General features: G+C 38.3%; 24 protein-coding genes and 2 tRNA genes. 15 read left to right on the plus strand and 11 right to left on the minus strand.

Annotated features, from left to right (window positions below; all coding sequences use genetic code 11):
• The first annotated feature begins 59 nt into the window (after positions 1 to 59).
• From B5X76_RS05195 to B5X76_RS05205, 3 genes are all read left to right on the plus strand, one after another.
• Positions 60 to 941, plus strand: a complete 882-nt coding sequence (locus tag B5X76_RS05195; RefSeq protein ID WP_139375213.1) for a hypothetical protein — start codon at positions 60 to 62, stop codon at positions 939 to 941.
• A gap of 65 nt (positions 942 to 1,006) precedes the next feature.
• Complete coding sequence (locus B5X76_RS05200) at positions 1,007 to 1,756, plus strand: isocitrate lyase/PEP mutase family protein (protein WP_079641889.1); 750 nt, start codon at positions 1,007 to 1,009, stop codon at positions 1,754 to 1,756.
• A 309-nt stretch (positions 1,757 to 2,065) separates the two neighbouring features.
• Complete coding sequence (locus B5X76_RS05205; protein ID WP_079641891.1) at positions 2,066 to 4,621, plus strand: DUF5686 and carboxypeptidase-like regulatory domain-containing protein; 2,556 nt, start codon at positions 2,066 to 2,068, stop codon at positions 4,619 to 4,621.
• A gap of 40 nt (positions 4,622 to 4,661) precedes the next feature.
• On the opposite strand, the gene B5X76_RS05210 is transcribed toward B5X76_RS05205, so the two are convergent.
• From B5X76_RS05210 to B5X76_RS05225, 4 genes are all read right to left on the minus strand, one after another.
• Positions 4,662 to 4,928: a hypothetical protein gene (locus B5X76_RS05210; RefSeq protein WP_079641892.1), complete on the minus strand. Its 267-nt coding sequence runs from the start codon at positions 4,926 to 4,928 to the stop codon at positions 4,662 to 4,664.
• Positions 4,929 to 5,043: 115 nt separating this feature from the next.
• Positions 5,044 to 5,655 (minus strand): sensor histidine kinase, encoded by a 612-nt coding sequence (locus B5X76_RS05215; protein WP_079641894.1) that lies wholly within the window; start codon positions 5,653 to 5,655, stop codon positions 5,044 to 5,046.
• 6 nt (positions 5,656 to 5,661) lie between these two features.
• A complete protein-coding gene (locus tag B5X76_RS05220; RefSeq protein WP_079641895.1) occupies positions 5,662 to 6,258 on the minus strand; it encodes a DUF502 domain-containing protein in 597 nt (198 codons plus the stop codon).
• Positions 6,259 to 6,260: 2 nt separating this feature from the next.
• On the minus strand, positions 6,261 to 8,693 hold the full coding sequence (locus B5X76_RS05225; RefSeq protein ID WP_079641897.1) for a bifunctional UDP-N-acetylmuramoyl-tripeptide:D-alanyl-D-alanine ligase/alanine racemase: 2,433 nt from the start codon (positions 8,691 to 8,693) through the stop codon (positions 6,261 to 6,263).
• Between the two features lie 168 nt (positions 8,694 to 8,861).
• On the opposite strand from B5X76_RS05225, the gene B5X76_RS05230 reads away from it, so the two are divergent.
• From B5X76_RS05230 to B5X76_RS05240, 3 genes are all read left to right on the plus strand, one after another.
• Entirely contained in the window at positions 8,862 to 9,338 is a 477-nt protein-coding gene (locus B5X76_RS05230) for a regulatory protein RecX (RefSeq protein ID WP_079641898.1), read from the plus strand.
• Between the two features lie 71 nt (positions 9,339 to 9,409).
• Positions 9,410 to 9,482, plus strand: a tRNA-Gly gene (locus B5X76_RS05235).
• 5 nt (positions 9,483 to 9,487) lie between these two features.
• Positions 9,488 to 9,572, plus strand: a tRNA-Leu gene (locus B5X76_RS05240).
• Positions 9,573 to 9,681: 109 nt separating this feature from the next.
• Here the strand turns inward: B5X76_RS05240 and B5X76_RS05245 are convergent.
• The 4 genes from B5X76_RS05245 to B5X76_RS05260 all read right to left on the minus strand — a co-directional run bounded on the left by B5X76_RS05245 (position 9,682) and on the right by B5X76_RS05260 (position 15,177).
• A complete protein-coding gene (locus tag B5X76_RS05245) occupies positions 9,682 to 10,311 on the minus strand; it encodes a YceI family protein (RefSeq protein WP_079641900.1) in 630 nt (209 codons plus the stop codon).
• Positions 10,312 to 10,414: 103 nt separating this feature from the next.
• Positions 10,415 to 11,740: a UDP-N-acetylglucosamine 1-carboxyvinyltransferase gene (murA, locus tag B5X76_RS05250; protein ID WP_079641901.1), complete on the minus strand. Its 1,326-nt coding sequence runs from the start codon at positions 11,738 to 11,740 to the stop codon at positions 10,415 to 10,417.
• Between the two features lie 350 nt (positions 11,741 to 12,090).
• Positions 12,091 to 12,849: a DUF4290 domain-containing protein gene (locus tag B5X76_RS05255; RefSeq protein ID WP_079641903.1), complete on the minus strand. Its 759-nt coding sequence runs from the start codon at positions 12,847 to 12,849 to the stop codon at positions 12,091 to 12,093.
• A gap of 57 nt (positions 12,850 to 12,906) precedes the next feature.
• Positions 12,907 to 15,177 (minus strand): ATP-dependent helicase, encoded by a 2,271-nt coding sequence (locus tag B5X76_RS05260; RefSeq protein ID WP_079642270.1) that lies wholly within the window; start codon positions 15,175 to 15,177, stop codon positions 12,907 to 12,909.
• 123 nt (positions 15,178 to 15,300) lie between these two features.
• On the opposite strand from B5X76_RS05260, the gene B5X76_RS05265 reads away from it, so the two are divergent.
• The gene (locus tag B5X76_RS05265; protein WP_079641904.1) at positions 15,301 to 15,984 is read left to right on the plus strand and encodes a M15 family metallopeptidase; all 684 of its coding nucleotides are present in this window, start codon (positions 15,301 to 15,303) and stop codon (positions 15,982 to 15,984) included.
• 9 nt (positions 15,985 to 15,993) lie between these two features.
• Here the strand turns inward: B5X76_RS05265 and dnaB are convergent, their stop codons facing one another.
• Positions 15,994 to 17,583 carry a replicative DNA helicase gene (gene dnaB / locus B5X76_RS05270; RefSeq protein WP_079641906.1) on the minus strand — a complete coding sequence of 530 codons (1,590 nt, stop codon included), beginning with the start codon at positions 17,581 to 17,583 and terminating at the stop codon, positions 15,994 to 15,996.
• 566 nt (positions 17,584 to 18,149) lie between these two features.
• Between dnaB and ubiE the strand changes: the two genes are divergently transcribed.
• The 4 genes from ubiE to B5X76_RS05290 all read left to right on the plus strand — a co-directional run bounded on the left by ubiE (position 18,150) and on the right by B5X76_RS05290 (position 21,093).
• A complete protein-coding gene (gene ubiE, locus B5X76_RS05275; protein WP_079641907.1) occupies positions 18,150 to 18,890 on the plus strand; it encodes a bifunctional demethylmenaquinone methyltransferase/2-methoxy-6-polyprenyl-1,4-benzoquinol methylase UbiE in 741 nt (246 codons plus the stop codon).
• Between the two features lie 11 nt (positions 18,891 to 18,901).
• Positions 18,902 to 19,762 carry a PorT gene (locus B5X76_RS05280; protein WP_079641909.1) on the plus strand — a complete coding sequence of 287 codons (861 nt, stop codon included), beginning with the start codon at positions 18,902 to 18,904 and terminating at the stop codon, positions 19,760 to 19,762.
• A gap of 57 nt (positions 19,763 to 19,819) precedes the next feature.
• Positions 19,820 to 20,581: an SDR family NAD(P)-dependent oxidoreductase gene (locus B5X76_RS05285; protein ID WP_079641910.1), complete on the plus strand. Its 762-nt coding sequence runs from the start codon at positions 19,820 to 19,822 to the stop codon at positions 20,579 to 20,581.
• A 62-nt stretch (positions 20,582 to 20,643) separates the two neighbouring features.
• Positions 20,644 to 21,093, plus strand: coding sequence for a GatB/YqeY domain-containing protein (locus B5X76_RS05290; protein ID WP_079641912.1), 450 nt, complete (start codon positions 20,644 to 20,646; stop codon positions 21,091 to 21,093).
• 37 nt (positions 21,094 to 21,130) lie between these two features.
• On the opposite strand, the gene B5X76_RS05295 is transcribed toward B5X76_RS05290, so the two are convergent.
• Both B5X76_RS05295 and B5X76_RS05300 read right to left on the minus strand, forming a co-directional pair.
• A complete protein-coding gene (locus tag B5X76_RS05295) occupies positions 21,131 to 22,099 on the minus strand; it encodes a glycine N(alpha)-acyltransferase GlsB (protein ID WP_079641914.1) in 969 nt (322 codons plus the stop codon).
• 4 nt (positions 22,100 to 22,103) lie between these two features.
• Entirely contained in the window at positions 22,104 to 22,931 is an 828-nt protein-coding gene (locus B5X76_RS05300; RefSeq protein WP_079641915.1) for a lyso-glycine lipid O-acyltransferase GlsA, read from the minus strand.
• A gap of 175 nt (positions 22,932 to 23,106) precedes the next feature.
• Here B5X76_RS05300 and B5X76_RS05305 point away from each other — a divergent pair, with 175 nt between their 5' ends.
• The 4 genes from B5X76_RS05305 to B5X76_RS05320 all read left to right on the plus strand — a co-directional run bounded on the left by B5X76_RS05305 (position 23,107) and on the right by B5X76_RS05320 (position 26,368).
• Entirely contained in the window at positions 23,107 to 23,766 is a 660-nt protein-coding gene (locus B5X76_RS05305; RefSeq protein WP_079641917.1) for a CBS domain-containing protein, read from the plus strand.
• A gap of 45 nt (positions 23,767 to 23,811) precedes the next feature.
• A complete protein-coding gene (locus B5X76_RS05310; protein WP_079641919.1) occupies positions 23,812 to 24,705 on the plus strand; it encodes an NAD kinase in 894 nt (297 codons plus the stop codon).
• Between the two features lie 111 nt (positions 24,706 to 24,816).
• Positions 24,817 to 25,614, plus strand: coding sequence for a type IX secretion system protein PorG (porG, locus tag B5X76_RS05315; RefSeq protein WP_079641920.1), 798 nt, complete (start codon positions 24,817 to 24,819; stop codon positions 25,612 to 25,614).
• Between the two features lie 16 nt (positions 25,615 to 25,630).
• On the plus strand, positions 25,631 to 26,368 hold the full coding sequence (locus tag B5X76_RS05320; RefSeq protein WP_079641922.1) for an isoprenyl transferase: 738 nt from the start codon (positions 25,631 to 25,633) through the stop codon (positions 26,366 to 26,368).
• Positions 26,369 to 26,384: the final 16 nt, after the last annotated feature.

Here is a 26,384-nt window from a genome sequence, read left to right on the forward strand (position 1 = left end):
TTGTACATTCACTTATTTTTACGGTATTTAGCAGTAAATAAAAAACAGAAAATAATAAAATGAGAATTATACTTTTTAGCTTAATGATGTTGATCTGTGCTTCTTCACTGCACGCTCAGGAAGATGCGGCAGCCTATATAGTGGAAGATGACTATAGTTTCTGGCAAAAACAAATAGGTGATACCGCCTATGTTTTTGCGGAGATAGCCTATATCAGGGACTATCCTAGTACTCGCGGCCGTCTATTGGATTCACTAACGCAGGAGACACAGCTTATCATTAAATCCGATAGTTATAATAACTCCATAGCTAGAGGTTTTGAGGCTCCTTGGCGCAGAGTTTCCTATGTTAAGGACGGTAAACGCAAAGAGGGCTTTATTTGGTCGGGTCTACTTGCTTTGGGACGACTAGTTAGCCAAGACGGAAACATATTCAGTTTTGGTTTTTTAAGATATGACAAAGAAACGTCTTATAGCCCTGCAGCCTATATGCTACAAGTCAAATGCTTTGATGCGAACAAGAATCTTAAAAGTAAGGACTACTACCCTGCAGAATTAAATGAGCAACGCTATTCGGACTATAAACTGTTGCCTAATATGGGATTGTCCGGCTTACAAAACATCTTTCGAATCGGCTTTCTAGGAGAAGCCTGCGGTATACCGAGCTATTACTATTACTTCAGCTGGAATGGACAAGAAATTATCCCAATGTTTAGCCGATATACGGTTGGAGATGCGGGAATCTATTATTATGAAGAAAAAATACTTTTCCCATCGGAGCATAACCTAGATCCAAATCTAATCATTAAGGATATTGAAGAGGGCGAAGTTATCGATGAAAATGCCGAAGAATATCAGTATAAGAAGAAACGTAAGCGGGAAAAGTATATTTGGAACGGAAAAGTAGCCTCAAAGTTAATGGAGATGAAAGACGTGAATTAATGTCAAAAAAAAATTAAACAAACGTACCTCTCTATTGTTCTACCTATAAAACAATAGAGAGGGATATGTCATATACAAAATTCAAAAAACTACACCAACAGGATCGTACCTTAATACTCGGTAATGTATGGGATGTACAATCCGCCAAAATCGCTGAAGATTCGGGCTTTCAGGCGTTAGGGACATCTAGTCATGCTATGGCAAACCTACTAGGTTACGCCGATGGAGAAAAAATATCCGTCGATGAAATACTCTTTATGGTCGAACGTATTGTCAAGTCGGTTTCTATTCCAGTTTCCGTCGATTTTGAATCGGGATATTCTGATAATCTGGAGGAAGTCGTAAATAATGTCAAACGTCTGATTGATGCAGGAGTAGTGGGAATCAATCTAGAAGATGGAAAAGTAATAAAAGGAAACAGAAAGCTCGGTAAGCAGGAGCTTTTAGCAGAAAAAATCCAAGCCATCAAATCGATCCATAAAAACATCTTTATCAACGCAAGAACTGATACCTACACAACCGGCCATCCTACAGCTTTGGACGAATCTGTCAAACGGATGAAAGCGTATCAAAAAGCTGGGGCCGATGGTGTGTTTGTTCCCCTTGCTGAAAAGAAATCGGACATTTTAGCTTTGGTCGGTGATGGTAAGTTGCCGTTGAATTTATTTTTGACGCCTAAGCTCGCAAACATAGATGACCTATCTGAATGGGGGGTAAAGCGTCTAAGTCATGGTGCTAAAATCTACGAATGGCTGGTAAATCAAAACAAAAAGACTTTTGAGAAGTTCATTAATAATCCAACGTTGCCGAAATAAAGACCGTTAAACAATGAGGGTTCGAATATCAGGATAAATCAATAATTCCATAAATCGGACTCTCATTTTCTACCAAGCCTCTCCTACCCATCAAGCTCAACTCCCCAAGAAAAAATAATGTCTTTTACTAAGGCACATCAATAGGCATATCTCCTTCATAGTTCAAAAGTTAGTCAATTAGACTTTTATCATAAAAAGGTCAAACTCATTTACAATACTTTCAAATATGAAAAATATGCTCGTAATTTGCATCATAACTTTTGAATTAAAAGGTATTAAAGTCAAAAGTAAAAACATAGATGTTTAGACATGAAAGCGCTAATCAATAAAGGTATATCCCTCCTTTTCGCAAGTATTTTTTTTATCAGCTTAGGGTATGCTCAGGAACTCCAAATACGTGGTCGTATTTTGGATAAACAATCCAAAGAGCCAATTTCTTTTGCTACTGTTGCAATACTGGGTGGACAACAAAAAACATATTCTGATGATAACGGCATTTTTAATCTTACGCTCCCTAACAAGGAGGTTAAGGTACGGGTTTCTTATGTGGGGTATCATGATCAATTATTAGATCTGAGTAATAATCAGACAAATTTTGATCTCCTGCTTGATCCCGAAAACCTAATCGATGAGGTTGTCATCAAAAGGCCAAAATTAAAATATTCGAACAAGAATAATCCTGCTGTCGAATTGATTCGTCAGGTAATCGCACATAGGGATCAGAATAGAATGACCGGACAAGAGTTTGTCGAGTATGAACAGTACGAAAAAATCTCGTTGGGATTGAGCAACCTCTCACCTAAATTTGTCAATAAGAAGGTCTTCAAAAACTATCAGTTTCTTTTCCAAAAGGATGATTCGACCAACACGGAGAGCTATGTTCTTCCCGCTTTTATAGAGGAAAAGGTATCCAAAGTATATTATAGAAACGATCCAAAGAAAACAAAACAATATATTATTGCCGAGCAGAAAGCCGAATTTGACCCCAAATTTGTTGATAACGAAGGGCTTTCTAATTATTTCAATAAACTCTACGAAAAGGTAGACATCTACGACAGTAATATTAGCTTGTTAACGAATCAGTTTTTAAGCCCAATAGCAAATAGCTCGCCTACATTTTACCGCTTTTATATTACAGATACCATCAAATCGGATCAGCCATGGCTTGTTGAGTTAAGTTTTTTCCCCAGAAACAAAAGTGACTTTTTATTTCAAGGAAAACTGTATATCACCTTGGATGGACAATACGCTGTGCAGGGGGCTAAGATGAAAGTAAGTGATGATATCAACCTCAACTTTGTCAGGGATCTTGACATTGAACTAGCTTTTGAAAAGGACAACAGAAACAAATATTTCTTAAATAAGAGTAGCTTAGGTATCGATTTTGCCTTAACAGAAAAAGGTAAAGGTATCCGTGGCAACAGAATTGTATACTACAAGGACTTTGTCAATGGTAGAGAGCAGCCGGATAGTATCTATGCTGGCGATGATGTAGTACGGGTACCTACACCTCCACAGACAGAGGAGGTTCGGGAAAGCTATTGGGCAGGATTACGCCACGAACCACTAAGCAGTTCGGAGATGAACATATACCATAACATCGATAGTCTGCAACTGATGTCTTCTTTCAGAAGGGTCATGGATATTGGAGCATTGCTATTGTCCGGCTATAAACAGGCAGGGCCTGTCGAAATAGGTCCAGTGAATACTTTTTACAGCTACAACCCCGTTGAAGGCTTGCGTTTACGTATAGGAGGTCGGACAACCGAGAGTCTAAGCACCCGTTTCTATTCGGAGGCCTATGCCGCTTATGGTTTCAACGATAAAAAATGGAAATATTTTGTTAGTGGAACTTATTCCTTAAACAATAAATCGGTCTATAAATTTCCACAACACTATATTCGTGCGTCGGTACAGCACGACACAAAAATCCCAGGACAGAACCTAGAGTTTATCCAAGAAGACAACGTGTTATTATCGTTCAAACGAGGTGAGAATGAGAGCTACCTTTATAATGACATCTACCGTCTGGACTATAAAGCTGAGTTTGAAAATAATTTTTCGATCACTGCGGGGTTAAGTAAATGGAAACAACAACCAGCGGGTGTAATCCGTTATGAGTTGCGCCCTGAACAAGGGGAACCTTATTTGGTTAACGAATTAAACACTACAGAGCTATCTGTAGGGATTCGCTGGGCACCAAATGAACAATATTACCAAGGGAAACTGTACCGCACCCCTATATTCAACAAGTACCCTATTTTTACTGTTAATTATACAGCAGGTATCAAAGGATTACTGGATGGAGAGTACAACTATCATAATTTTACAGCTAGCGCATTCAAACGCGTCTACCTATCTCAGCTTGGCTATGCAGATGTAACTTTGGATGGTGGATATACACTTGGTAAGGATATCCCATACCCTCTTCTTACTATACACCGTGCCAACCAGACCTATGCCTATCAATTGCAGTCGTATAACTTAATGAACTTTATGGAATTTATCTCGGACCACCATGCAGCAATGAATATACAGTACTATATGAATGGATTTATTCTGAATAAATTACCTTTAATAAAGCGACTTCAGTTGCGTGAGGTATTCAGTTTTAAAGCACTGTATGGAGGATTAAGAGATGAGAATAACCCAACCTTGAATAACAAGGTTTATGCTTGGCAGACCAATTCTGAAGGGGATATCTCATCTTTCACATTCGGTTCTAAACCTTATATGGAGGCCAGTGTGGGTCTCTCGAATATTTTCAAGATACTACGGGTAGATCTTGTCAAAAGATTGAATTACTTGGATCAACCAAATGTGTCACAATGGGGAGTTCGAGCCCGAATCAAATTTGATTTTTAACACCAATAAAAAAGTCCAACATCAGTTGGACTTTTTTATTTTAATATTCTACAGATATTATGGCTGATAATGGTATCAGTACACCGCTTTTGATCTGTATGTATTTATCTGTAAGCGACCATACCGTAGTTTCGATACGCATAGGTCCGTCTTCTGTATTAAATACAATGGTAACTTTCGACTTAAACTCATTCCCCAAACGTTGCGCATCATTCAATTTACGACATAACTCTTCAACTTTGTTTCCCTCCGCAGCAATAATCTTGTAGTTGTTGATGCTTTCCTTTTCTATTAATGTACCAATCATTTTTTACGTATTTAAATCCGACAATTAGTTATTTAAAAACTCCTATATAAATATAGCTAAATGAGTTTTTAAAAATCAATTGTTATAAAATAATTACAATAATATTAACATAAATTTAAGGGTTTACTCCCTCTAGTTTCAATCGCAGTGTCGCTTTGAAGGTATAACTGTTACTATTCAAGATTAGATCATACTGATCTTTATATTCGTGATCTAACCGCGATCTGAAAAACTGAATCAATTCGGTTTGGCTTTGGTCCGCTATATGATGATTAACCCGATTGCTTACTTCGAGCGACAATGTATCCGCTATTAATTTTCCTTTTATTCGAACTGGATATTTTTTAGAGGTATGATAGCCGTGATGAAAAGCATTCTGAATCATTGGAAAAAGAAGAAATGCCGGAATGAACAGACCATTCGGTTTCACGGGAAAATCGAAAGAAACCAAGATTTCGCTTCCTAGATAGCCTTCAAAGAATCCGACGTAGGACTTCAGCAGTAAATACTCTTCGTCCAAAGGTATTCGGTCACGGTCTACATACGACAATCCTTGTTGAATGAATAGCTTCAGATCCGTGGGCAAATCGACACTTTGCTGTAGATATGCCGACAATAATTTTCTATCTATGCGGCTATACTCGAACGATAGTCGTGCTTCTGCAATTTGCTGAGCCTTATCGATTACCTTATCCTTGTGAAAGAAACGCCTTATAATCTTATACATTTCATCTTACTCAATACCAGACACCCCACCGGATACCACAAGTTTCATGGCGTCTGTCGCACTCATGTTTAATTTGGTAACCCGTGAAGACTTGACAACAACTACCTGCCCAGCAAAAGAATAAGAATAAGGAAAATATACAATGACTTCTTCTGGAAGCCCCAACTTACCAAGATCCCTTTGGGTAAGAAACCCAATCTTCTTTAAGCCAGTTTCATTCACTTCGACCAAAACAGGTTCATTAAATTTTTTGGCATCCCCCACAAACGCTTCTGTAAAATCCTTGATAGAGGAATACAACGTATTGAATAGGGGAATTCTATTTACAGTCCTGTTAAGCCACTGCTTAATAGGCTCTGTAACCAAAGATGTGAAGATCAGCCCTACGATAATCAATAATAGTATCACGGTAAGAATACCAATACCTGGAATGTATAGGGGATGACCATGCTCATCCTGTAAAAAATGCTGCGTGATATTCAATGCATTGTCGAGCGATGCGACAATCCACACAATTAGGAAAATAGCGCCCGCGACTGGTACTATAACCAGTGTACCTTTGATAAGGTAATATAATAGCCGTTGAAAAATCTTCTTTACCATATTTATTCGTAAAAATACACTCTTTTTACTCGAGATGAAATACCTGTCAACAATTCATATGGAATCGTCCCTATATTTCTTGCTGCCTGATTAAGATCTGGAAAAACCAATACCTCATCTCCTTCCCTAGCTTCGATGTCGGTTACATCCAACATACACATATCCATACAGATGTTTCCGACAGTAGTAACAATATTGCCATTGATAGACATCTCCCCAATCCCATTACCCAGGCGTCGGTCATAACCATCGGCATAACCGATCTTGACCGTCGCAATAATGGAATCTCGTTGCAAGACCCCTTTTCTATCGTATCCTACAGTCTCGGTCTTGGGTATTTTTTTTATCTGTGTAATCGTCGTTTTCAACGTACCTACCTCTTCCAAATTCAAAGCATTAGGCGCCATATCAAATCCATATAACCCTATCCCCAATCGTACCATATCCATGTGCGCCTCGGGGTGATAGACTATTCCGGAAGTATTACAAATGTGCTTCATAACAGAATAACCTATACTAAGCTCTATCTGAGATACCATCTGCTTAAAAAGCTGTATCTGTTGAGTTGAAAACGTTCCTAATTCTCTACTGCCTGCTCCAACCAGATGCGAAAAAGCTGTAACGATTTTAATCCGTTGGCTCGTACGTATTATGTCCACCGCAGGTCCAATCTCATCTGGCATAAAGCCAAGACGATGCATACCTGTATCTAACTTAAGATGTACCGGATAAGAGGTAATACCTCGCGTCTCCAAGAAGGCTATAAATGACCTCAAGATACGAATCGAGTAAATCTCTGGTTCCAAATCGTATAGTAATATATCTTCGAAAGTACCCTCGTGTGGACTAAGTACCATAATCGGTATGCTTATACCAGCACGACGGAGTTCGGCTCCTTCATCCACAAAAGCGACGGTGAGGTAATCCAATTTATTAAACTGCAAGACATTTGCCACCTCAAAACTTCCGCTCCCATAGGAAAAAGCTTTTACCATCGCCATCATTCGGACACCTTTGGACAAACAGGAACGATATTGCGAAAGATTATTTTCTATTGCTTTAAGATTGATTTCGAGAATCGTGTCGTGGGACTGCTCTACCAATAACCGTCCTACTCTTTCTAATTCAAACTTACGTGCTCCTTTTAAAAGCAGAACGCAGTTCTTTAATCCAAGATCGGCTAAAGCGTTCAACAATTCATCGGTAGATTTAAAGAGCAACGAAGGCATTTGCAACTTACTACGTAGCATTTCCATTCGTTCGCCAACAAGTATCACCTGACTCAAAGACTGTACATTGAGCAACTGAGCGAATTTATCAATGGTTTTGGTCGTCCATTCTTCACCCTCAAAATCACTCAGGATTAATTTTTTAACGTCACTCTGATTTTGCTGCCCTAAAAAGTCTAATGCAATCTGGAGAGATGCAAAATCGTTCGAGTAAGTATCATCAATTATGCTATTGTTATATTTTCCCTTTTTCAGTTGCAATCTCATTTCCAGTGGACGTAATAAGACGACTCGCTGCTCGATTGTATCAACAGCATATCCCATTGTCAACATAACCAAAATGCAGGTTAAAACATTATCTATCGAGGCTTTGTCGACAAATGGAGCGGCTATCACAAAAGATTCTTTTTCATACCGCAACTGTAAAACCGTATGGTCCTTATCTTGGCTCGATCCTAAAAATTGTAACTGATCTTCTGGCCGTCCTCCCCAAGTGATACAATTGGAAGATGAGGAATAAGCTTCAGGTATTGCAGATGAAGGCACGATAACAGGTGATACCCCAGCAAATAGTTTCCACTTTTCAGCAAACTTCTCCTCCTTAGAGTTAAACCCTTCACGATGTGCTGTACCTAAACTGGTGAATATACCAAAAGTAGGACGTATCATCTGTTGAAGAAAATCCATCTCGCCTATTTTACTGACTCCTGCTTCAATAATAGCAAGGTCATGCTCGGCCGTAAGGTTCCACAAGGATAATGCTACCCCAAGCTGCGAATTATAACTCTTTGGACTTTGGTAACACTTGTATTCCGGGGAAAGTAATTGATGTAGCCAAGATTTAACAATAGTCTTTCCATTGCTTCCGGTAATCCCTACAACAGGTATCGAAAATCGACTTCGATGATAGGCTGCTAGCTGTTGTAAAGCTCTCATGGTATCATTTACCCAAAGAAAGTTAGCATCAGGGTAGTCTCTTGTGTCAAAATCGGGATCGGATATCACAAATGAACGGACGCCTTTCTGATAAGCGTCCAAGATATAGCGATGTCCATCTCGCTGTTGAACCAAGGCAAAGAAAAGACAATCTGTCCCTAATCTGATTTTACGCGTATCGTAAGCTAATACCGAAAACCTAGCTTGAGGATAAGGCAATAAACGCTTACTGTGGTCAATATGAGGAAGGATTATATCTAAAGTGTACATAGCTAAGAATTAAAACAAATTTCATCATTATTTTCAACAAGTAAAAACGATTTACTCTTTTTAAAACAGCAGAGAGCAAGCCTTCTTCTACACGATTTTCAACCAGATTGATTCCCCTTTTTGTACATCTATTGGGGAATATGTGGCACTTTTGCATAAGTTTGTATTATGGAGGAGTATCAGGAACGAAAAAAAAAACTTACACCCAATCAAGCTAAGCTAAGAGCAGAGGCTTACTGCGCCTACCAAGAACGATCACAACAGGAGGTCCGGGATAAGTTGTATAATTGGGGTTTACATTTGGAAGATGTTGAACAAATAATCAGTGACCTAATTTCAAGTAATTTCTTGAATGAGGAACGCTTTGCGAAGGCATTTGTACTGGGAAAGTTTAGAATTAAAGGCTGGGGAAAAATCAAAATACAGCAACATCTAAAAGCGAAACGTGTCTCTGTCCCACTGATCAAAATTGCACTCCAGCAAATAGACCTTGACGACTATGAGCAAAAGTTGAAAGACCTTATTCAAAGAAAGGTTGGCGACGAATTAAGTCAACTCTCTCTAACAGAAAGGGCTAAACTCGTACGTTACCTACAAAGTAAGGGGTATGAGAATTCGCTCATTTTTGAAAAAATAAAAGAATAGCTCTTCTGACGTATTTTTTTTAATTTTATTTTGCAAAACACCATTATTACTCTATATTTGCAGCACGTCAAGCGAAAGTAGCTCAGTTGGTAGAGCACAACCTTGCCAAGGTTGGGGTCGCGAGTTCGAATCTCGTCTTTCGCTCAGTTGCCTAGGTGGTGGAACTGGTAGACACGCAGGACTTAAAATCCTGTTCCCGTTAAGGGAGTGCGGGTTCGATTCCCGCCCTAGGTACGATAAAAGATCAATCATTAGATTGGTCTTTTTTTTGTCCTATAGATTTTGTGCACAAAAAAACCGCCAACATTTATTGCTAGCGGTTTTAATGATTTATAAGTTTTTCTTATTTTTTAGCTACAATATTAACGCGGAAGTTAATTTCTTTAGAAATTAAATCGTCTTTCTTTCCTTCGTAACTCACACCCCAGTCTTCACGTAAGATATTAAAGTCAGCCGAAGTTTTTACCGTAGTATCCGTAATTTCCTCTACTTTAGAATCAAACGTAATATTTTTAGAAATGCCTTTTATAACTAGATTGCCAGAGATTTTAACATCGCTTGGAGTGGCACCAGCCTTTACTTCAGTGATTGTAAAAGAAGCTTCTGGATGTGTAGCTACACCAAAGAAATCATCAGCTTTCAAGTGTCCATCTAGTTTATCTTTATATTCGCCTTGCAAATCCGTAGCAGAGATTGTATTCATATCTAGGGTAAAGCTACCACCAGTAATAGCACCTTTATCAATATTTAAAGTTCCTGATTTTACGCTTACAACACCTTCATGGAAGCCAGAAACCTTAGTTCCTTTCCACATAATTTTGCTCGCTGCAGTATCTACTGTGTAAGCTGCACCTACGACCTGATCAACTGTCGCTACTGAATCTTTTGTTTCAGCTTTTTTCCCTTCTGGATTACCAGCACAAGAAGCAAGAACCATTGCTGCTACCGCTGAAAATAAAACTAGTTTTTTCATCTTCTAATAATATATGTTTAAACGTTAATATTTCACAAATATTAAAATAGCATTTTGTAAAACAAAGACAATTTTAATTTATTAACACTATTCAGACAATTTATTAATGTCCCAAAGGTTGCGCTTCAACACGCTTGATATCAGCTCCTAAAGCCTTCAGTCGCTCTTCAATATCCTGGTATCCTCTCTCAATCTGCTCGATATTGAAGATTGTAGACTTTCCTTGCGCAGACAATGCTGCGATCAATAAAGAGACTCCAGCACGAATATCCGGTGATGACATTGGTATACCTCTAAGCTTGGTTTGCTTGTTCAATCCCATCACGACTGCACGATGTGGGTCGCATAAGATAATCTGTGCTCCCATATCAATTAATTTATCAACGAAGAACAATCTACTCTCGAACATTTTTTGATGAATCAAGACGTTGCCTTTGGCCTGAATGGCTGTAACAAGGACTATACTCAAAAGATCTGGAGTAAAACCAGGCCAAGGAGCATCTGATATTGTCAAAATAGATCCATCAATAAATGTATCTATTTCATAATTATCCTGTGCAGGGATAAAAATATCATCGCCTCTAAGTTCCAGTTTGATTCCTAAACGTGCAAATACCGATGGGATAATACCTAGCTCATTATAAGCCACATTCTTTATCGTAATCTCAGAGCCAGTCATCGCAGCCAAACCAATGAAGGAACCGATCTCAATCATATCTGGCAACATACGATGCTCTGTACCACCTAAAGTATCTACACCTTCAATGGTTAATAGATTGGAACCTATTCCTGATATTTTAGCTCCCATACGGTTTAACATCTTACACAACTGCTGTAAATAAGGCTCACATGCCGCATTATAAATTGTAGTGATGCCTTTAGCTAGAACAGCAGCCATCACAATATTAGCGGTACCTGTTACTGATGCTTCGTCCAATAAGATATTGGCTCCTTTTAGTTCGGTAGCGTCAACATTGAAAAAATGGTTCTCTGCATCATAAACAAACTTTGCTCCTAATTTTTCGAAACCTAGAAAGTGCGTATCTAATCTTCTACGTCCGATTTTATCACCTCCCGGTTTAGGGATCGCTGCCTTACCAAAGCGAGCTAACAAAGGCCCTACGATCATAATCGAGCCCCTCAAACCACCACCTTTTTGTTTAAATTCTTCCGAAGTAAAGTAATCTATATCAATATCTTTAGCCTGAAAATCATAAGTATCTTTATTCAATTTATTTACAGATACACCTAACGAACGTAAGAGATCAATCAGCTTATTTACATCCTTAATATCTGGTATATTGCTTATTGTTATTTTTTCGGATGTTAACAACACTGCTGATAAGATCTGCAAGGCCTCATTTTTAGCACCTTGAGGTATAATTTCTCCTTTTAACGGTTTCCCACCGTGAATTTCAAATGCGTTCATATACTAGCTTATTATAAAAATAGATATAGTCAATTGTAACCATAAAACCTTAAGATTATACTTACATCAACTGCAGTATAGATTTACTATAGGTTTTAAATTCTTGTTGGTCTCTTCAAATAATGCATTATTCGCAAAATAAAACTTTCATGATTCCTTTGTATCGCCAAGACATATGAAAGTTCTTGATGGCCATTGAATACAGACAGTTTCAGAAAAAATAAGAGGATGTCTCAGACAGAAATACTTGCTAATAAAATACAATGAACCCCTTAAAGAATCCATAGCATTGTATTCGTATTTCGAAATTTCAGACAGCCTCCTACTTCGAAGCAGACAAACAATTTGTATTACTTCTTGTAATTATTACTGTTGTTGTTACTCTGGTACGGTCTTTTTCCCCCAGTGTTGGTACTTTGCCTTTTGCGACCGCCATTGTTATTATTGTTATTCTGGTATGGCTTCTTGTTGTTGTTATTATTCGAACTAGAAGACTGCTTATGATTATTATTTCCTACCGTACTCTGAGATTTTATACGGTTACCCGGAGGCGGCGTACGGAAATCTAGTTTGGTTAACACGGTGTCTTCAGGTAAGGTCAAAACAAAACCGGACAATTCTTTAAGATCTTGAATAATCTGTTGATCATTTACGGAATCTTTATTCCAAGTGATATATGCCATCTTCATAAAGTTGGCTATACCTATCGTCATTTTTTGTCTTGTCTCTTCATGCGGTACCGCCATAGCCTTCTCGATCATAGACTCAACGATATGACCATAATGTTTGAAACGAATCCGGTGCTGTGGATAAGGTAAAGGCTGAGGCTTGTGATGGATTTCTTCTTTGGAAGGGATAGGATAAGGCGAATCCACATCTATCTTAAAATCTGAAATGATATACAAATGATCCCAAAGTTTATGTTTAAAATCCGAAACATCACGTAAATGGGGATTTAAGACTCCCATCATATCGATAACGACCTGTGCTAATCTGTTGCGTTCCTCTTTAGAAGGTACGGTACAAATATGGTCAACCATATTTTGCACATTCCTTCCATATTCTGCTAAGATCAGCTTAGAACGTGTACTGTTATAATCAAAATTCATATAGTGAAATTAAACGTAATAATAACGTTATTTTTTATTTATTATTCTGTCCAACTGCTATTGGACTATTCTTAATTTTGCAAATTTAAGCAACAATTGTTTCTGTCCCAACTCTTTGAAGAAAATAGTTGCTTTCAAATCGGGTTTATTCCCTTCCAGATTGACAACCTTTCCAAATCCAAATCTTTCGTGTTCCACTTCCATTCCTACTTGTAGTCCCGAAGTATCTGAAGGCGCAAAACCTTCTGTAGGTACGTGGGCTTTGGGGAGAATCGAAGTTGTCTTTACGACTTTAGGCTTGGGTTTAGAAAAAGAATCTTTTTGCTGCCAAGCTACTTTATCTGTCTTCATGCCTGATTCACTTCCCAAACTTCCCATTCTTGGTTTGAAATCTAAATCCAGACAGGCGGGATTTAATTCATCTAGAAAGCGACTTGGTTCACAATTATTCAATGTACCCCATCGATATCTTGATGTAGCATATGAAATGTGAAGTTTGGTTTCGGCACGTGTCACAGCTACATAAAAAAGACGTCTTTCTTCTTCTAATTCCGTACGTGAATTTACGGATAATTGCGAAGGAAACAAATTTTCCTCTAACCCAACAATAAATACATTACGAAATTCAAGCCCTTTTGACGAGTGTATCGTCATCAAAGACACCGTATCTGCATTCGGATCTTTGTCGTTATCGTCATTGGTGAGTAGCGCTACGTCCTGTAAAAACACATCTAAGCTTTTTTCCTCAATATCCTCTCGCTCGGAAAACTCCTTGATACCATTCAACAATTCCTGGATATTTTCGTAACGACTCAAGCCTTCCACAGATTTATCCTCGTAAAGGTCTTTCAACATACCAGAATGCTGTGCGATATGCATAGCTGTATCGAAGGCATTTCCTTGATTTCCTATTGCTTGAAAACTTTGAATCATGGTTCCGAACGTAGAAACAGCTGTCGCACTACGTCCATCCAAAAACATCTGGGCATTTGATACAATATCCCACAACCGGTATTGATTCTTATCCGCCGCAACAATTATCTTATCTATCGTCGTATCCCCGATGCCTCGACGTGGATAGTTGATGACTCTTTTTAAGGCTTCTTCGTCATTAGGATTGTACGTCAAACGAAAATAGGCTATCAGGTCCTTTATTTCTTTGCGTTGGTAGAAAGAGGTCCCTCCATAAATTTTATACGGAATATTCAGCTTACGCAACGATTCCTCCATCGCCCTAGACTGGGCATTGGTTCTGTATAAAATCGCGAAATTCTTAAATTGTAAAGAATCTAAAGATTTATCTTGCAAGATTGCCTCGGCAACAATTTTTCCTTCTTCATTGTCCGAAAAAGCACGAGCAACTTTTATTTTGTCTCCATCTTCATTATCGGAAAAGACATTTTTTTCCAGTTGATTCTTATTGTTTGCAATAATACTATTTGCAGCATTTACAATCATTTTGGTGGAACGATAGTTCTGCTCCAACTTAAAGACATTCACATCCGGATAATCCTTCTGAAAATTCAAAATGTTCTGGATATTAGCCCCCCGGAAAGCATAGATACTCTGTGCATCATCACCTACTACACAGATGTTCTCATTGACAGCTGCTAACCTTTTGACGATTAGATATTGGGAAAAATTGGTATCCTGATACTCATCAACCATGAGGTAACGAAACTGATGCTGATATTTATGTAGGGTCTCCGGATGTTTATTCAACAAAACATTCGTCTTGAACAACAAATCATCAAAATCCATAGCTCCAGCCCGGTAACAGCGTTGTGCATAGGTAAAATATACCTGCCCCATCTGCGGTCTTCCATTTTCTCTATCCTCGGCAAGAATTGCTTCATTCTTGTTGTATTCTTGTGGAGAAATAAGATTATTTTTTGCTGAAGATATACGTCCATATACCTGATTGACATTATACAACTTATCATCCAGATTCATTTCTTTCAAAATAGATCTCAAAAGACTTTTTGTATCATCGGTATCGTAAATGGTAAAGTTTTTTGGATATCCGATCAACTCAGCCTCCACTCTTAAGATGCGTGCAAAAATGGAGTGAAAAGTACCCATCCAAATATTCTTGGCTTCTGCTCCTACCACTTTCATGATACGTTCCCGCATTTCCTTTGCGGCTTTATTAGTAAAGGTAAGCACCAAAATATTGAAAGGATCTACGCCTTTACGAATAAGATGTGCTACTCGATATGTGATAACACGAGTTTTTCCGGAGCCTGCACCCGCCACAATCATCACTGGACCTTCTGTCTGCTCTACGGCTGCCCGCTGCGTGGAATTTAATCCTGCTAAATAATCCAAAATAAAAAGAGTTTTTCCGTTAGAAATAGATTGTAAAGTTACTAAATTACTGTCAAATACGAACTGCACACACTGCTGTTTATTCCGAGAAATAGCTACCTTTATACGATAAAAGGCCTCATTATGATAAAATTCGTATTTCTTGCTCTGCTGCCCTTCGTCCTACTACTCGCTCTTACACAAGAAGCAAAGAGTCAACTGCCCAATGGTTTTGTATATGTGAAGGATATCATACCACATGTAGAAGTGGATTTACGATACTGCGGTCATCACAACTTTATTGGAAAACCCATACAAGGTTATTTGGAACCTAAAACCATTCTTACAAAAAAAGCTGCAGAAGCATTGGCAAAGGTAGAGAAAGAGCTAAACAAAAACAATATGGGACTAAAAATATTCGATGCTTACCGTCCTCAAACAGCAGTAAATCATTTTGTACATTGGGCAAAAGACAGTAAGGATACTTTGGGGAAACAAGAATTTTACCCAACGGAAGACAAAAGATTCTTGTTTAAGAAAGGTTATATCGCTTCCAAATCAGGCCATAGCAGGGGCAGTACGGTGGACCTAACAATCATAAACATAGACAGTAAGCAAGAATTGGATATGGGTAGTGGTTTTGATTTTTTAGGAGAAATATCTGCGCACGCATACACCAAAATAAATGCTGACCAACAGAAAAACAGAAGGTTACTTAAATCTACTATGGAGAAACATGGATTCAAAGCTTATTCTAAAGAATGGTGGCACTATACCTTAAAAGACGAACCTTTTAAAGATAAATACTTTGATTTTCCAGTTCAATAAGAGTACGCCCTAAAAAGGAGCGTCATCTGGCATATCATTCATCCGTGAAGGCATAGTAATACCGCCTCCTCCAAAATCCTCAAACGAAGACGAAGGCATCATTGCAGAAGCACCAAAAGGGGCGTCACCGCCACCTCCAAAAGAGTCCCCTCCCATGCCAGAGAAGTCGTCCTCTAAATCGACAAACTTCACAAATTTACCTACGAACTTCAACGGCACAATACCAGTTTCACCGTTACGGTGTTTCGCGATAATAACCTCTCCTACCCCCGCTGTAGGTCTTCCTTCCTCATCTTCGGTAAGACCATAATATTCTGGACGATACAAGAACAACACCATATCGGCATCCTGCTCAATGGAACCTGACTCCCGTAAATCGGATAACATCGGACGCTTAGCATTACCAGGACGAGACTCGACCGCCCGGCTCAACTGAGATAACGCTAATACTGGAATATTAAGTTCTTTAGCTACCGATTTCAGTGCCCTAGAAATACTACCAATCTCTTGCTCACGGTTACCACCACCTTTACCCTCGGATTTACCATGCATTAATTGAAGATAATCGACAATGACCATCTGTATATCATGCTGCGCTTTAAGACGTCTGCATTTCGCACGGAACTCAAAAACATTCAACGCAGGTGTATCGTCAATAATAAGTGGAGCTTCAGTCAATCTACCAATCCGCGAATGCAGCTGCTGCCATTCATGATCCGCTAAATTTCCTTTTTTTAGTTTTTCCTGTTCGATTTCAGTTTCTCCGGCAATAAGACGATTAACCAACTGTACAGATGACATCTCTAACGAGAATACAGCAACAGCTTTTTGATGATCAACAGCAGCATTACGCGCTACGGACAATACGAAAGCTGTCTTCCCCATCGCCGGACGCGCAGCGATAATCACCAAATCGGAAGGCTGCCACCCCGAAGTCATCCGATCCAATGCAGTCAATCCCGACGGGACTCCCGTCAAACCATCCGTACGATCTCGCAACAACTCCAAATTGCTAATAGCCTCACGCATAATGTCATCCATTTTTCGGGAATCTCTACGCAAGTTGTTCTGTGCAATATCAAAGAGACTCTTTTCAGCGTGATCCAATAAATCAAAGATATCACTGGTCTCGTCATACGAAGAGTTTATAATTTCGGAAGAAACTTTGATCAACTCGCGTTGAATATACTTCTGAGAGATAATACGGGCATGATATTCGATATTGGCAGCTGAAACCACACGGTCTGTGAGTTGCGTAATGTAAAACGCACCACCTACCATCTCCAACGCTCCCATCTGTCTTAGCTCTGTGGTAACCGTTAAAATATCTATAGGAGAAGTTTTTTGAAATAAGCTAAAAATAGCCTCAAATATCTTCTGGTGAGCTTCTTTATAAAAAGACTCGGCTTTAAGAATATCAATAACTTCACTGAGAGCATTTTTCTCCAACATAAGCGCTCCTAACACAGCTTCTTCTAGATCCAACGCCTGTGGCGGTAACTTGCCCAGTCCACTTACAAGATTGTTTAATCCAGTTCGTTTTTTACTAAACCCTGTACGCCCCGCGTTTGATGATTGCCCTGTGTTTTCTTGATCCATTTTTGATTAATCTTACCGTTCAACAATAAAAATATAGTACCCTGTCAATACCTAAAAATATCGTTAAACAAAGGTAGCAAAAATACTTACTCTCCACTTTTTAAGTTCTACACATCCAAAAAATAGGACACTAGCAAGTATTGCGCCCTACCTAGCACACAGACTGTTGTTATTAACAATAATTGTTAAAAAACTGTTGACAAAACCAATTTAAAGCTCACTATCAACCACTTAAAAACATGTGGATAACTTTTTATATTGTTAAAAACCTCATGTAATCACCTTAGTAAATCATTCAATAAGCTACACATCATTAGGATTTCATTTTCAACCGATTAACAAAAACCCTTATCACAATGATCTAGAAAAAAGACAACTACAATCCCATTAAAATAATTATATTGCAATGAACTAACCATGCAGCAGAACTGCACAAACACGAAGGACCGCGAAGCAGCATGCACACCATTTCGCAATATAAGTGTGCATAAAACACTTTGGATATTCCATAAGATTGTTAAAAGACGAATTATTTACATATGAAAATATTATAGTATCTTTGCTTTATGTCAAATGGAGCATCCACATTAAAACCCTACAAATCGAAAGACGGCGGCAAGAAAGAACAAGTCGCAGATATGTTTAATAACATATCGCATAAATATGATTTGTTGAACCGAATAATGACCATGCGTATCGATGTAATCTGGCGCAAAAAAGCTATCCGCTCTTTACAATCCATTCGTCCACAATTTATCTTAGACGTTGCTACAGGAACAGGAGATTTTGCAATAGAATCTCTTCGCATACTAAAACCAAAAAAAATCATAGGTATCGACATATCACAGGGCATGTTGAACGTCGCTAAAGAAAAAATAGCTAAAAAAGGTTTGGAAGACCAGTTAGAAGTTAAATTGGCTGACTCGGAAAATCTCCCCTTCGAAGACAATACCTTTGACGCAGTGACCGTAGCCTTTGGTGTACGTAATTTCGAAAACCTTGACCAAGGTCTTGCTGAAATAAACCGTGTCCTTAAACCAGGTGGTAAAGCCGTAATATTAGAGCTATCAAACCCTACAATGTTTCCAATAAAGCAGTTTTATCAGCTCTATTTTCACAAGTTTATCCCAGCTATAGGTAGATTAATTTCTAAAGATTCCAGTGCATATTCTTACCTACCAGAATCGGTATCAAAGTTTCCTGATGGAGAGCGATTTGCAGCGATAACTGCTAAAGTCGGCTTCAGAGAAACCAAAGTAAGTCCACAGACATTTGGATTCTGTACCATATACGAGGCTATAAAATAAAAGCTACTCGCATGAAATACACTGTACTAATAATAGGAGGGATTCTTTTTTGCCTGAGTAGCTTTGGACAACGAAAAATATCGTTACCATTTTCATCTGCATACAATGAGGATGCAATGGTTCTTCTTGGAATACAGTACAACATGGTGAGCCAGAGCTATCAACTGCAGTTAAAAGAGAACTGGCAACAGCACAGTATAGATTATGGTGATGATGATGTTAATACGCTAGGCCAGTTAAAGAGCATACAATCCAAACCCAGTATAGGTTTTTCGGTAGGGATACCAGTCGATGTACGGGCTAATGAAAACCTATATTTCACCTTCAATCCCTCTTTTTTATTTTTCAATGGATTGGGAGTGGAGTACTCGCCATTAAATCCGAATCTAACTACCACTGCAGAAATAGAACCTCCAGTACTATCATCTATAACAAGGCGTCAAAGACATGTCAGAGGCAGCTCGGAAGGATCTAATTTCAATGCATTTGAATTTCCGCTATCTATTAAGTTTCGTTCGGATGAAAAAATTCTAAAAAACAAATTCAATAGATACCGAGGCTATCTGATTGGCGGCGCACGCTACACCAGATGGATCGGAATCAATGGGGAATACGATGCATTGCTCCAAACAAATTCGGAAAGTGCCACCCCCCACTCGTTGATTATGAAACCTGGATATTTATCATGGGAAGTAGGTTTTGGAGCAGACATTTTCTTTGCTTATTTTAAGATGTCACCAGAAATAAAATTCAATCAAAGCTTTAATAACGTATTTGACTCCAATCATTCGCTGGCAAAGAATAATCAATTCATGACTCCTATTGACAGGGGGCTGATCCGTAATATATATGTGAGCCTGATCTTCCAATAAAGGTATTTATTATACCCAGCAAGAAGAATCAGACAAACTTGCAAAATTGTAAAAAAAATGAGAACAGTATTAATAACAGGTGCAAGCTCAGGTATTGGTGCTTCATGTGCTCAGGTATTAGCCAAAGAAGGTAACTACAGGTTGATTCTGTGCGCACGTAGGGCCGACCGACTGGAAACACTTCGTAACGAGATTCAGGCTCAGTATCCAAATATCGACATACACACTTTCACCCTGGATGTGCGTGACAATGAAAAAGTTAAAGAAGCAATAGCTTCCCTTCCTTTAGAATGGCAGAACGTAGACATTCTAATCAACAACGCAGGACTAAGTCAAGGTCTTGATCCATTGCAAGATGGCGACACAGACGATTGGGACCGTATGATCGACACGAATGTAAAAGGCCTTCTATATGTCAGTAAAGCAGTGATTCCTTTATTAAAAAAGAGTACGCACGCACATATCGTTAATATAGGATCGATAGCGGGAAAAGAAGTATACCCAAATGGTAATGTATACTGCGCAACCAAACATGCTGTAGACGCATTAAATAAAGCAATGCGAATAGACTTATTGTCCTTCGGTATTAAAGTCACAGCGATAAACCCAGGAATGGTTGAAACAGAATTCTCTGAAGTCAGATTCAAAGGTGATAAGGAAAAAGCTAAAAATGTATACACAGGAGTCGTGCCATTGTCTGGAACCGATATTGCGGATACAATTAGTTTTGTTTTGTCCCGTCCTGCTCATGTCAACATTAATGATTTATTGATTATGCCCACTGCTCAAGCTACAGGTAGCATAGTGAACAGAAAATAATTTTTACTTTTTAATTTTTTAACCGAGCTTTAACCAGCTCATTATTAGATAATTTTTTAACCATGTCACTAGAACAACAAATAAACCAAGATATCAAAACAGCAATGATTGCTAAAGACGCAGTGCGTCTAAGAGGTCTAAGAGCTATTAAAGCGGCTGTCTTGCTTGCAAAAACGGAGAAAGCTGGTGTAGACGAATTGGATCAGGATACTGAGATCAAAGTCTTACAAAAGTTGGTAAAGCAACGTAAAGAATCTGGAGAAATTTATAAAGGCCAGGGCCGTGAAGATCTCTTCCAAATTGAATTGGAAGAACAACAAGTAATCGAAGAATACCTTCCAAAGCAGTTGGATCGTGCAGAGGTCGAATCCATAATCAAAGCCATAATTGCAGAGACTGGAGCTTCAGGAATGAAAGATATGGGGAAAGTAATGGGACAAGCTAACCAAAAGTTAGCCGGACAAGCTGATGGCAAAACAATTTCTGAACTTGTTAAGAGTTGTTTATCTTAATAAAGTTATATACTCAAAAAAAATAAGGGAGAACTAACTAGTTCTCCCTTATTTTTTCACGGCTTCCGTAGACTTTATCTCTTTCGAAAGAAGAGATATGTCTTTCCTTTTTAGCCTGATAGATATCATCCAAGGTAATCAGGATACCTGTCTCTTCCACTTCTCCAAACTCATCGTTCATAGCAGTTCCAAAAGTCATCATAGTTGGAGACAGATTCATATAGGTGTTAATCAATGGCGGGATATTCTCTCCAAACTCGCGCACATATTTATTTAATACCTTGTAGCCCTCCTTGTAGGGCAATCCATCAAAAACACCTAAGAAAGATGAAATATCTGTTTTATAACCAACTAAAAGGTTATCATATGGCCTCACCATCTCTTTATGATCTGGGAAATAACAATTCATAAAGTAAAGCAATAAGTCACGTGCTTTTGCATCAAACTGCGGATACATAGTAACCTTCCCGAACAAATATTTGATATCGGGATTGATAATAACTAATGCACCAAGACCATCCCACAGGTTATCTAGCGAAAAAAGTCCCTTTCTATTATCAATAGAGGGTTGATACTTGGGTTGAACCCAAGAGCGCCCTAACTCGATGGTATAAGGAAGATAATTTGCAACAAATTCGTCTGAAAACTTAAAATAATGAAGCGTAGAAAGGTGAATATTTCCATTGGTGTCTATTGCTTGATCACAACGAATAACTCTGTATCCTGCAATAATTTCTTCATCTTCGGGATTCCAAGCTATTAATTGGTCATAATTATGTGCACAAGTGTCATTTTCATCAATATCTAATGCCAAACCGGTCCCACCTCCAGCACCACGAAAGGTCAATTCTCGCAATCGACCAATCTCCTTCATAATATTCGGCGCAGTATGATAGTTTACTAAATAAACCTCATTGTTCCCATTATTGGTATAACGTAGAAAAGCTTTTTCGGTTAACTCTGCCTTGATCAAATCCCTAGCTACAGGGGCAATTATTTCTTCCATACAATTATTTCTGCGTCTTCAATTCGTATACCTGCTGCCTTACATCCGCAGCCCACTGTCTTTCATTTTTTGAAGTATCAAAAAATGAATATGGAATTTTTTTTCCAATTTTTATCACGACCTGTTGATTGCGTTGAGCAAAAAACTCATCGGCCAAATACAACATCTCCACATTAAATTTTATCCCTATCCTATTTCTCCATTGAGAAAGGTTATAGAAAAAATTTGAATTCTTACCATCGATATGAACAGGGACAATGTCTTTTTTATATTTTTTTGCTTTTGAAATAAAGCTTTTTTTCCACTCTAAGTCTTCTATTTTACCGTGAATCTTACGTGAAACGAGTCCCGCTGGAAATACTAATAACGCATGCTCACCCGCGTACGCTTGTTCTATAGCCGATATCGCATTTTTATCCTGACCTCCAATCTTATTAACACCTACAAAAAGTGGCTGAAGATTGTTTACATTCATCAAAATATCGTTAACTAAAAATTTAACATCCCGGCGATACCTTCCGATAGCATGCATAAAAGCTATTCCATCAAGCCCTCCTAAGGGATGATTAGAAGCAAAAATAACAGCTCCTGTTTCTGGAATATTCTCCGCTCCCTCAAGAACAACGTTGACACCTAAGTCATTAATCAATGCATCTACAAAATCTAAGCCTTGTAAATCCCTGAAACGAAACATAATGTCGTTTATCTCATCTTCATGGATAGTCCGTTCCAAATAACTAACAAGCGGGCTTGGTATCCATTTGGCAAGTCCAGGACTTTTCTTTCGTATGACTTCTCTTACTTGTATAAACTTATCTTTTTCTACCGCCATCGCTTTTGAAAGTATGGATCGCCCTCCTATTTCGTGAACCGTAAAAATAAAAAAATATTGCTGTATCTCCTTAAGAAAATATAATTTAAAACAAGTTTTTTTGGCTTTTATATCTATTTTTGAATGAAGATTAAACGTTTCAACACATTTAGTGTTTAATATTAAAATAGGAATTATGTTTATCGGGCAATACATATCTACTGATTATCACGAGGTTTTGCTGACGGACACCGTGGAATTCGTGTTGCAAAAAATGAATGAAAACCATTCTAAATTTCTTGCAGCGGTAGAAGGAAAAATTTTCCATGGTTTAGTTTCTGAAGAATTGCTTTTGGATCAAATAGACACCGAAGTGCCGATTAACACGATTAAGCTGCATTTTAGATCGGTATACCTATTTGACTATCAACACATATATGATGCGTTACAACTGATTACGACATACGATTATTGTTTTATCCCGGTCTTAAATAGAAAACACGAATATCTTGGTGTACTCACTAAACAGGATCTATTAATAGCTCTCAATGAAACATTGGGCAACGATGAAGGCGCAATTATTGTTTTAGAATTAGGAATCCGAGATAACGCACTATCGCATATCGCGCGGATTATTGAAACCGAGAACACAAGCATACTCAGTACAGCTATCCATCGATTACCAGACTCGTCGAAACTAGAAATGACTATCAAGGTAAACAAAACCAATATTTCGGCAGTAGTATCCTCACTTTGGCGCAATGACTATGTAGTTAAGGCTACATTTCGAGACGGTGGCGAACAATCGGATATCCAGGATCGTTACGACCTTTTGATGAATTATTTAGATTTATAACCTATTCTTTGCACCTTTGTGAAATAGAAAACAGTACTAATTGCAATGGAGCAAACGAAAATTGCGATCTTCGGAAGGATTTTTAATTCAACAGTAATTCCTTATGTGGATCATTTATTTGATTATCTGACCCAAAGAAATATTCAGATTGCTGTGCATGTCGAGTTCTATGATTTCTTATACAAGAACGACTTTCGACCACAAAATCTAGAAACCTTTTCATCCCATGAGGATCTTCCTAAAGACATTAGCTTTATGCTGAGTTTAGGTGGTGACGGAACTATGCTAGCTGCTGTCTCAGTTATCAAAGATTCGGGCATCCCTATCGCTGGCATCAATTTTGGCCGTTTGGGTTTTTTGGCCAATATTCAAAAAGGAGAAATGGAAGACGCTATCGATCAAATCTTAAGCAAGAAATTCCACATACAACAACGGGCTTTACTTTCTGTAGAATGTAGCGATAAGAAACTCTTTAACGGTGAAAACTTTGCATTAAATGATATAACAGTCTTTCGCTACGATAGCTCTTCGATGATTACGATCGACGCTAAAATAAACGATGAACTGCTAAACTCATATTGGGCTGATGGCCTTATCATTGCCACCCCAACAGGATCCACAGCATATTCTTTAAGCTGTGGTGGCCCTATTATTATGCCTGGTAGTGGCAACTTTGTCATCACACCGATATCCCCCCACAATCTCAATGTAAGACCCATCGTCGTATCTGAAAACATGACGTTACATTTAAAGATTGAAAGTCGTACTGAAAAATTTATTTTAAGCTGTGACTCACGAAGCGAAACATTGTCTACGGACACCGAATTAACTATAAAAAAAGCGCCGTTTAGCATAAATTTAATCCGATTGGAAAAGGATGGTTACTTCCGTACCCTACGTGAAAAATTACTTTGGGGCATTGATGTCCGCAATTATTAGATCAATATATCATTTAACAAAAATTAAGGCTATACAATTATTACAAAAACTTTATCTTTACAACCAAAATCAGTGAAGTTGATTAAAATTCGTATTGCAATATTAACCATTATGTCTTTCATACTGTCGAGTGTCTACGCACAGCAGTATGAATTTGGTGTGTCTGGTGTCGGCACAGGCTATATGGGAGATCTTAATTCGACAAATCCATTCTATTTCAAAAACCTAGGAGCAGGTTTATTTGCCAAGTACAATTTTAACCCGACTTGGGGGGTAAAAATAGCGTATAATCATCTCTACCTCTTTGGAGATGATCAAGATTTCAAGAATCTAAACCAGAAACAAAGAAACCTCCAATTCAACAACAAGATATCCGAATTGGCAGTAACCGGTGAATTTAATTTTTTTAAATATATAGCAGGAAGACAATTAAATAGGTATACCCCCTATCTTATAGGTGGTGTCGCTGCCTTAATGCATGATCCATATGTAAACTATGATTCTAGAAAAGTACTATTGCGTCCTTTAAAGCTAGAGGCAGACAAAGATGATTCAGCAGTAACTTATTCCAAATTTGCAGTAGCCATTCCTCTCGGTGCAGGTTTTAAATACAATATAAAAGGACCTTGGTCCGTTGGAGCAGAAGTCATTTATCGAACAGTGATAGGCGACTACATAGACGGCGTAGGTCAATATTACCTAAGTGCAGACCATCCAGTACTATTGGAAACCAATAAAAACAATCTGAATAAAGAAGATTTAACATTTTTAGCCGACCCGAGCGGCGGAAAACTGGAAATAAACCAAGGGAGAGCTCGTGGAGATGGTAAAAAATTTGATGGGTATATGACTGCCGGCATTACGCTGACATATACAATAATAAGTAAAAAATGTTATTGGTGGCAGTAATAGTTTAGTATAATCAATGAGTGTAAAAGATAACATAGACCGCAACAAACTTCCTCGCCATATCGCTATCATCATGGATGGCAACGGTCGTTGGGCTAAAGGTTTAGGCAAGTTGCGGGTTTTTGGTCATAAAAATGGTGTGACTGCCGTTCGTGAGGTTCTGGAAGCAACCATAGAATTGGGTATCCCTTACCTAACACTATATGCTTTTTCTTCGGAAAACTGGAATCGTCCAAAATTGGAGGTACAAGCATTAATGGAACTATTGATCAATTCGCTGAATAAAGAACTCAAAACATTCCATAAAAATGGCGTGAAGTTAAATGCTATTGGCAATATAAATGATCTCCCTACCAACGCCCAAAAGACATTAAAAGAGACTATAGCTGCAACCAGCAATAACGATAAATGTACGCTGAGTCTTGCGCTGAGTTATGGATCCCGAGCGGAAATTGTTGAAGCCAGTAAGCGTATTGCGCAACAAGTACTTTCTGGAGAACTCGATCCAAAAGACATCAATGAGCATGTATTTACCCAAAATCTATATACGGCCAATATCCCAGATCCTGATCTTATGATTCGGACTAGTGGCGAATACCGAATAAGTAATTTTTTATTGTGGCAACTCGCTTATACAGAACTCAGTTTTTCTCCGAAAATGTGGCCAGAGTTTAATCGAGAAGACTTGTTTGAAGCCATTTATGATTTTCAGACAAGAGAAAGAAGGTTTGGAAAAACGAGTGAACAGCTTTAAAAGTGTTAAAAAACAC

The organism is Sphingobacterium nematocida, from assembly GCF_900168125.1.
Classification (GTDB): Bacteria; Bacteroidota; Bacteroidia; order Sphingobacteriales; family Sphingobacteriaceae; genus Sphingobacterium; species Sphingobacterium nematocida.